This window comes from uncultured Ralstonia sp. (assembly GCA_913056305.1).
Lineage (GTDB): Bacteria > Pseudomonadota > Gammaproteobacteria > Burkholderiales > Burkholderiaceae > Ralstonia.
The window spans coordinates 1-6,806 of the sequence record CAJXMR010000236.1 but is presented as its reverse complement, the minus strand read 5'-3'; the positions used below and the strand labels follow the sequence as shown (position 1 = coordinate 6,806).

The 6,806-nt window shown below is 65.2% G+C and carries 10 protein-coding genes; 6 read left to right on the top strand and 4 right to left on the bottom strand.

The genetic code is table 11. The features are described from left to right. On the bottom strand, positions 1 to 229 hold a 229-nt coding region (locus QZ609_RS22910), incomplete at its 3' end, for a magnesium chelatase domain-containing protein (RefSeq protein ID WP_295499813.1). Positions 230 to 435: 206 nt separating this feature from the next. Next, positions 436 to 1,050, bottom strand: a complete 615-nt coding sequence (locus QZ609_RS22905; RefSeq protein WP_295499811.1) for a MarR family transcriptional regulator — start codon at positions 1,048 to 1,050, stop codon at positions 436 to 438. A 157-nt stretch (positions 1,051 to 1,207) separates the two neighbouring features. Here QZ609_RS22905 and QZ609_RS22900 point away from each other — a divergent pair, with 157 nt between their 5' ends. The 3 genes from QZ609_RS22900 to QZ609_RS22890 are packed head-to-tail and all read left to right on the top strand — an operon-like array spanning position 1,208 to position 2,923. Next, the gene (locus tag QZ609_RS22900; protein WP_295499810.1) at positions 1,208 to 2,227 is read left to right on the top strand and encodes a catalase family peroxidase; all 1,020 of its coding nucleotides are present in this window, start codon (positions 1,208 to 1,210) and stop codon (positions 2,225 to 2,227) included. Between the two features lie 23 nt (positions 2,228 to 2,250). Then, a complete protein-coding gene (locus QZ609_RS22895) occupies positions 2,251 to 2,487 on the top strand; it encodes a hexameric tyrosine-coordinated heme protein (RefSeq protein ID WP_295499808.1) in 237 nt (78 codons plus the stop codon). A 46-nt stretch (positions 2,488 to 2,533) separates the two neighbouring features. After that, complete coding sequence (locus QZ609_RS22890; RefSeq protein WP_295499806.1) at positions 2,534 to 2,923, top strand: tautomerase family protein; 390 nt, start codon at positions 2,534 to 2,536, stop codon at positions 2,921 to 2,923. A gap of 120 nt (positions 2,924 to 3,043) precedes the next feature. Here the strand turns inward: QZ609_RS22890 and QZ609_RS22885 are convergent, their stop codons facing one another. Together QZ609_RS22885 and QZ609_RS22880 are read right to left on the bottom strand one after the other, a co-directional pair. After that, positions 3,044 to 3,559 (bottom strand): DUF1269 domain-containing protein, encoded by a 516-nt coding sequence (locus QZ609_RS22885; RefSeq protein ID WP_295499805.1) that lies wholly within the window; start codon positions 3,557 to 3,559, stop codon positions 3,044 to 3,046. 178 nt (positions 3,560 to 3,737) lie between these two features. Then, positions 3,738 to 4,001, bottom strand: a complete 264-nt coding sequence (locus QZ609_RS22880) for an accessory factor UbiK family protein (protein WP_295499804.1) — start codon at positions 3,999 to 4,001, stop codon at positions 3,738 to 3,740. A 555-nt stretch (positions 4,002 to 4,556) separates the two neighbouring features. Between QZ609_RS22880 and QZ609_RS22875 the strand changes: the two genes are divergently transcribed. The 3 genes from QZ609_RS22875 to QZ609_RS22865 all read left to right on the top strand — a co-directional run. After that, positions 4,557 to 5,378, top strand: a complete 822-nt coding sequence (locus QZ609_RS22875) for a TorF family putative porin (RefSeq protein WP_295499802.1) — start codon at positions 4,557 to 4,559, stop codon at positions 5,376 to 5,378. A 50-nt stretch (positions 5,379 to 5,428) separates the two neighbouring features. After that, positions 5,429 to 5,767, top strand: coding sequence for a P-II family nitrogen regulator (locus QZ609_RS22870; protein WP_295499800.1), 339 nt, complete (start codon positions 5,429 to 5,431; stop codon positions 5,765 to 5,767). Positions 5,768 to 5,799: 32 nt separating this feature from the next. Continuing rightward, positions 5,800 to 6,806, top strand: a 1,007-nt coding sequence (locus tag QZ609_RS22865) for an ammonia channel protein (protein ID WP_295499798.1), incomplete at its 3' end; no start/stop codon positions are given.

Here is a 6,806-nt window from a genome sequence, read left to right as displayed (position 1 = left end):
CCTTGGGCAGATCCGCCGGCGCCAGGTTGACGGTGATGCGCCGCGCGGGAAACTCGAAGCGGCTGTTCTGGATGGCCGCGCGCACGCGGTCCTTGCTCTCCTTCACCTCGGTGTCGGGCAGGCCGACGATGGTGAACGACGGCAGTCCGTTGGCCAGATGCACCTCCACCGATACCGCTGGCGCGTCGATGCCCGACAGCGCGCGTGAGCGCAACACGGCGAGGCTCATCGCGCGGCCCTCCGGATGACATCACGAGCAGGGCGGAGGGCAGGGCATCGAGGCATGGCGTGACAGTGCGTGACGGTGGCGGAGCCCGTCACTGTGCCAGCGACGTTACGCCGTCATGCAAGCCCGCATCCAAATTTGACGATCGGGCGGGCATGAAAAACCGGAGCGCGCGGCTCCGGTCCGGAAGGGGCGCTGGACGTGAGGTGTCAGCCGACGGGCTGCTGCTCGATCCGGTACTGGCAGATCAGCCGGCCTTCGCGCAGGCAGTGCTCGCTGGCGGGGCGGCCGGTGGCTTCGGAGAAGAACGCAGCCAATGCCTTGCAGACGCACGGCGTTTCGCGCACGGCGCCGGCCACCGGGCAGCTGTAGTTGCGCACCATGATGGCCGTGCCGTCCGGTACGGCCTCGGTGCTGGCGCCCAGGCTGTCGGCGGTGGCCATGGCCTCGGCCAGGTTGTTGTCGAAATCGGCGGTGGCGGGCAGCCCCGCTTCGCGTGCGAGGCGGCGGCCAGTCGCCTCCAGCACCCCCGCGAGCTGATCGGCGTCGAGCTGGTCTTGCAGCTCGGCCAGCAGACCCAGCAGGAACCCCTTGTAGGCGCCGGAGGCGGCATCTTCGCTGCCGGCGGCCGCCTCATACACGATGGCGGGTTTGCCCGGCGTGCCTGTCTGAAGTGGCTTGCGACGACGCACCAGGCCCTCCGCCTCCAGTTGCTTCAACTGGACGTTGATCGCGTTGCGTGTCACGGCCAGGCGCTCGCACAGCTGTACCACGGTCAGCGGTTCGCGTTGCAGGGCGCTCAGGATGTCGTTCTTGGTGGACACGGCGGGACGGGGAAGGACCAAAGGGATGGGCCGGATTATAGCCACGCGATCGGAATCCGCCCAAAAGATGATTAATAACAATACGTATTGTCATTATTTATCATATAGCCTAAACTGCGCTGGCGCTACTCCCACAACCCACGCCACGAGGTGCCCCATGCAGTCATCCAGATCCCCCAACTCCCTGTTTGCGCTTGGCCTGCTGCCGCTTGCGCTTGCCATGGCAGACGTTGCCGTCGCTCAGACACCTCCCGCCCCGCCCGAGCAGAAGTCCACCCCAGTGCGGCTCGTTGACGCGCTCAATGGCGTGTTTGGCCAGCATCCTGGCGCGCGCGCCGTCCACGCGAAGGGCATCGTGCTTGAAGGCGCCTTCACCCCCAGCCGTTCCGCGCATACCGTCAGCACGGCGCCGCATCTGCAGAAGGCCGCCGTGCCGGTGGTCGTGCGCTTCTCCGACTTTGCGGGCATTCCGGACATCGCGGACAACCACGCGCTGGCCGCCCCGCGTGGATTGGCCGTCAAGTTCACGCTGCCCGGCGGCGCCACGACCGACATCGTTTCGCACGCCTTCAACGGTTTCCCGTCGCCCACGACGGATGATTTCCACGATCTGCTGATCGCGCTGGGCAGCAGCGGGCCGAACGTGCCCAAGCCCACGCCGCTCGACACCTACCTGGGTAGCCACCCGGCCGCCAAGGCCTTCCTCACGGCGCCCAAGCCCGAGCCGGTCAGCTATGGCTCGCTGCCGTACTTTGGCGTCAACACGTTCAAGTTCGTCAACGCCAAGGGTGTAGTGACGTACGGCCGCTACCAGATCCGGCCGGTGGGCGGCGAGCAGTACCTGAGTGATGCGGATGCAGCCAAGGCAGCGCCTGACTACTTGCAGACCGAAATGCGCGGTCACGTTGCAAAGGCACCGATCAAGTTCAAGCTCGTACTGCAGATTGCAGCGCCTGATGACAAGCTCGATGACCCGTCGATCGCCTGGCCTGACACGCGCCGCACGGTCGAGCTGGGCACGCTCTCCATCACCAAGGCCGTGGCAGACAGTGATGCCGCGCAACGCAAGCTGCTGTTCCAGCCGAACGCGCTGCCTGCCGGCATCGAAGTCGAAGACCCGATGGTCAATGCGCGCGCGGCGGCGTATGGGGTCTCGTTTGGGCGTCGCCAGCAGTAACGGCACGGGCTATTGGAGTCACCATGAGCATTGCACTCGTCCCCAACAACACGTTGATCACGGCATCGCCGGAAGAGGGCCGGCAACTGGCCATCAAGCTGGCGCGGCTGGTGATCAAGACCACCCAGCCCGACGAAGCCGTGCGCGACAGGCTGCGCGACGTGTACGCCAACGATGCAGGCATGTTGCTGCAGATCGGGCAGATCGTCGCGGCCGAGTTCGCGACCATCGCGGCGGCCAACCACTACTGGCGGCCTTGATCCTTCGCCAAGAAGACCGCGCTAAACCTGAAATGGAACACTAGCTATGCCGCTACTCAATATTCACGTCGTCAAGGGGCGAAGCGAGGAGCAGGCCACGATGCTCCTCCAGACCATTCACGATGCCATGGTCGAGGCCTTCGAGGTGCCGGTACGAGATCGCTACCAAGTGCTGCACGAACATGATGCGCAGCGACTGATCATGGAAGACACGGGACTGGGCTTTGTCCGCACGGACAACCGCGTTCTGATCCACGTCACGACGCGGCCAAGGTCGCTGGAAATGAAGGAGCGCTTCTACGCGCTGCTCGTGGAGTCTCTCGGGACGCGTTGCGGCGTCGCGCCCGAGGACATCATGGTGTCCTGCGTCGAGAACAGCGATGCCGACTGGACTTTCGGGTTCGGCCGAGCCCAATTCCTCGTCGGTGAGCTCTAGGAGAAGGTGCGACCGCCGCGGCGACAGATAACGACTGGCGGCCGTAAGCGGTGGGCCGCCGGCCCGCGCGCATAAAAAAGCCGGGGCACGAGCCCCGGCTGGTCTCCTCGGCAGATCGCATCAGGGGAAGGCTGGCATGGCGCGTTCTTCGCCGCTGAAGCGGCCTTCCGGATGGGTGTTCTGCAGCAGCGCGCGCATCTCTGACACGCGCGAGCGCGGCACGTCCACCATCAACAGGATCTGCCCCTCTTCATCCACCGCTTTCTTGAATGGCTTGAGCCGGCTATTCGGCACCGAGCTGCCGATCATGCTCGACGCCCACGCGCCAAACAGCGCACCGAGCACGGTCGTGATGCCGATCATCCCCCACTGCGGTCCTTCGCCGATGACGGGGAACAGCGCGGCCACCACGCCGGCGATGACGCCCGCGCCGCCGCCGATCACCACTCCATTCTGCGTGGCGTGAACGATGTCGGAGGTTTGCAGCAGATTGGCCTCGTGCAGGCCGGTGAGGTCGGTGCCTTCGCGCGCGACAAAGTGGATGTGGCGCTCGGTGATGCGCGCCAGCAGCAGGTCATTCATGGCACGCCGGGCGCTCGCCACGTCCGGCAGTAGAAAGTAGAGGCGATGAAGCATGATCGTTCTCCCAGGGCGTCACTCGCGGTCTACGTCAGGCAGCGGGCGGCCTTAAGGGAGTTCTAGATCAGTTGCCGCAACCGAACAAGGCGGTTTTCGCTGTGCGCCGCAGCACGGGTGCGGCGGCCGGCACAGCGGGGGCGAGGGCACGGCAAGCCGGCGCGGGGCCGGCGGGCAATCAGCGGTCAGCGCCAGCCGGCTCGCTCGACTTCAGCTGCGCTTCCAGCGCGGCCACGCGCGTCTCCAGCTCTTCCAGCCGGGCGCGGGTGCGGGCCAGCACCTGCGATTGCACGTCGAATTCCTCTCGGGTGACCAGGTCGAGCTTGGAGAAGCCCTGCGTCATCATCGCGCGGACGTTTTTTTCGATATCGGCGGCGGGCGAGTTGCGCAGCGCCTCGCTCACGCGGTTCTGGAAGTCGGTAAAGAGATCGGTGGGTTTCATGAGGATTCTCCGAGGGTCGTGCCGGCTGCGCCAAGGCGGTGCATGCACCGAAAATGTGCGCGAGAATTGCCGTGCCGTGGTGCGTGTGGCTTGGGCGGATGCGTACTTTCAGTGCCGGATCGCCAGATGCGCCGCATCGTACACGCAAATCCACGAAAAAACCGGCAGCGCTCGCTGCGGTGCGGCATTGGCGGCGCGTACAAAAATAGGGTCAGGATGTGCTTCGGCGTGCCTCGCGAGCGCAGCGCAGCAGCGGGTACGGTGACCAAATCACTCTATCACAGCGCCCCAGCCGCGCCCATGTCGACCCGGGGCGACCAGGCCGAACCCGCCTACGCCAACCGCTTGCGGGCATTTGTCAACGCATGAGGAGTCCGTCCCCATTTCTGGCGCGGCGTGCCTTAAGTCGATCGCAAGGCGCCTCGTCCAACGGAACCGAAGCAACAGCCTAACTTCACTACGTTGACATGGCATGACAGTTGCAGAACCTCACCCGAACCTCATCCGAGTTCTTGCCACATTCCATTTGCGTCTTTCTAAAGGGGGAGAGTCGTTATGAAGAAGTTTGCTTCCGCAGCCAGCTTGCTGCTGTTGACCGGTGCTGCTGCCGGTGTGGGTCAAACCGCATTCGCGCAAACCGCGCCGGCCGCAGACGCGACCGCTGCTGCGCCCGCCGCGGCTCCGGCGCCGGCACCCGCGTTGACGGCCAACGTCACGCTGGCCAGCCAGTACCGCTATCGCGGCATCATGCAAACCAACAACAAGCCGGCCATCCAGGGCGGCGTTGACTACGCCATTCCGGGCGGCGTGCTGCCCGAAGGCTTCTACGTCGGTAACTGGAACTCGTCGATCAGCTGGCTCTCGGATTCCAACTCCAGCGTCTCCGCGCCGATCGAGATGGACTTCTACGGCGGCTACAAGACCGAGATCGTCAAAGATGTGCCGATCGACGTGGGCGTGCTGCAGTATTACTACCCGGGCAGCTACCCCAGCGACTTCACCCGCCCGCACACCACCGAAGGTTACGCGCAGGTCGGCTACGGCCCGGTCACCTTCAAGTATTCGCACGCGTTCTCGAACCTGTTCGGCACGCCCGATTCGCACCACAGCCAGTACTTCGACCTGTCGGGCAACTTCGACACCGGCTTCTGGGGCCTGACGCTGAACCTGCACCTCGGCTATCAACAAGTGCCGCACCAGGTCGTGCGCGCCTCGTATGCCGACTGGAAGATCGGCGTGACCAAGGACTTCGGCGGTGGCTGGACCGCATCGCTGGCGTACATCGATACCAATGCCGGTCGCGCGTTCTACACCAACACGCACAACAACTACATGGGCAAGGCGACCGCGCTGCTGTCGGTCACCCGGACTTTCTAACAACGAGGCGCAGCGGCGCCGCGCGCGCCGCAATCGAGGAGGAATCCAGCATGAAACTGATCATGGCCATCATCAAGCCGTTCAAGCTCGACGAGGTCCGCGAGGCGTTGTCTCAAGTGGGCGTGTCGGGTATCACGGTGACGGAGGTCAAGGGCTTCGGTCGTCAGAAGGGCCACACCGAGCTGTACCGCGGCGCCGAGTACATCGTCGACTTCCTGCCTAAAGTGAAGCTCGAAGTGGCGGTGCCCGACGAGGTGCTCGAGCGCGCCGTCGAAGCCATTGAAAAATCCGCGCGCACCGGCAAGATCGGCGACGGCAAGATCTTCGTCGCCGACGTCGAGCAAGTCATCCGCATTCGCACCGGCGAAACCGGCGGCGACGCCCTGTAAGCGCCAATCAGCCAAGGAAAAGAGGTCAAGACATGAAAACCTGGTTCACACGATTCCTGACGGCGGGGGCCGTCGCCGCGGTGCTCGCGGGCGCCGTGATGTCTGCGCCGGCTGTGGCGCAGGACAAGCCGGCTGCATCGGCACCGGCTGCTGAAGCCTCGGCTCCGGCCGCGGCTGCTGCCTCCGAGCCGGCCGCCGCAGCGGCTGCTGCTGCACCGGCCGCCGCCGCAGCGCCGGCTTCCGCGCCGGCCGCCGCCACGCCCGTGCCCAACAAGGGCGACACGGCCTGGCTGCTGGTCTCCACCGCGTTCGTCATCCTGATGACGCTGCCGGGCCTGGCACTGTTCTACGGCGGCCTGGTGCGCAAGAAGAACATGCTGTCGGTGCTGATGCAATGTACCGGCATCTTCTCGCTCGTCATCATCCTGTGGGCGGTCTACGGCTACAGCTTCGCCTTCACCGAGGGCAACGCCTTCTTCGGCGGGCTCGACCGGCTGTTCCTCAAGGGCCTGACGCCGGACTCGGTGGCCGCCACCTTCAGCAAGGGCGTGGTGGTGCCGGAGTATGCATACTTCGCCTTCCAGGGTGCGTTTGCCGCGATCACCTGCGCGCTGATCATCGGTGCCTTCGCCGAGCGCGCCAAGTTCTCGGCCGTGCTGCTGTTCGTGGTGCTGTGGTTCACCTTCAGCTACCTGCCGATCGCCCACATGGTCTGGTTCTGGCCGGGTCCGGACGGCTTTACCGATGCCAAGGCTGCTGAGCTGATGACGGCCAAGTCGGGCTGGCTGTTCCAGAAGGGCGCGCTGGACTTTGCGGGCGGTACCGTGGTGCACATCAACGCCGCCGTGGCGGGCCTGGTGGGCGCCTTCCTGTTCGGCAAGCGCATCGGCTTCGGCCGCGAAGCGCTCAAGCCGCACAGCCTGACGATGACCATGATCGGCGCCTCGCTGCTGTGGTTCGGCTGGTTCGGCTTCAACGCCGGCTCGGCCCTGGAAGCCAACGGCAGCGCCGCGCTGGCCTTCGTCAACACGCTGCTGGC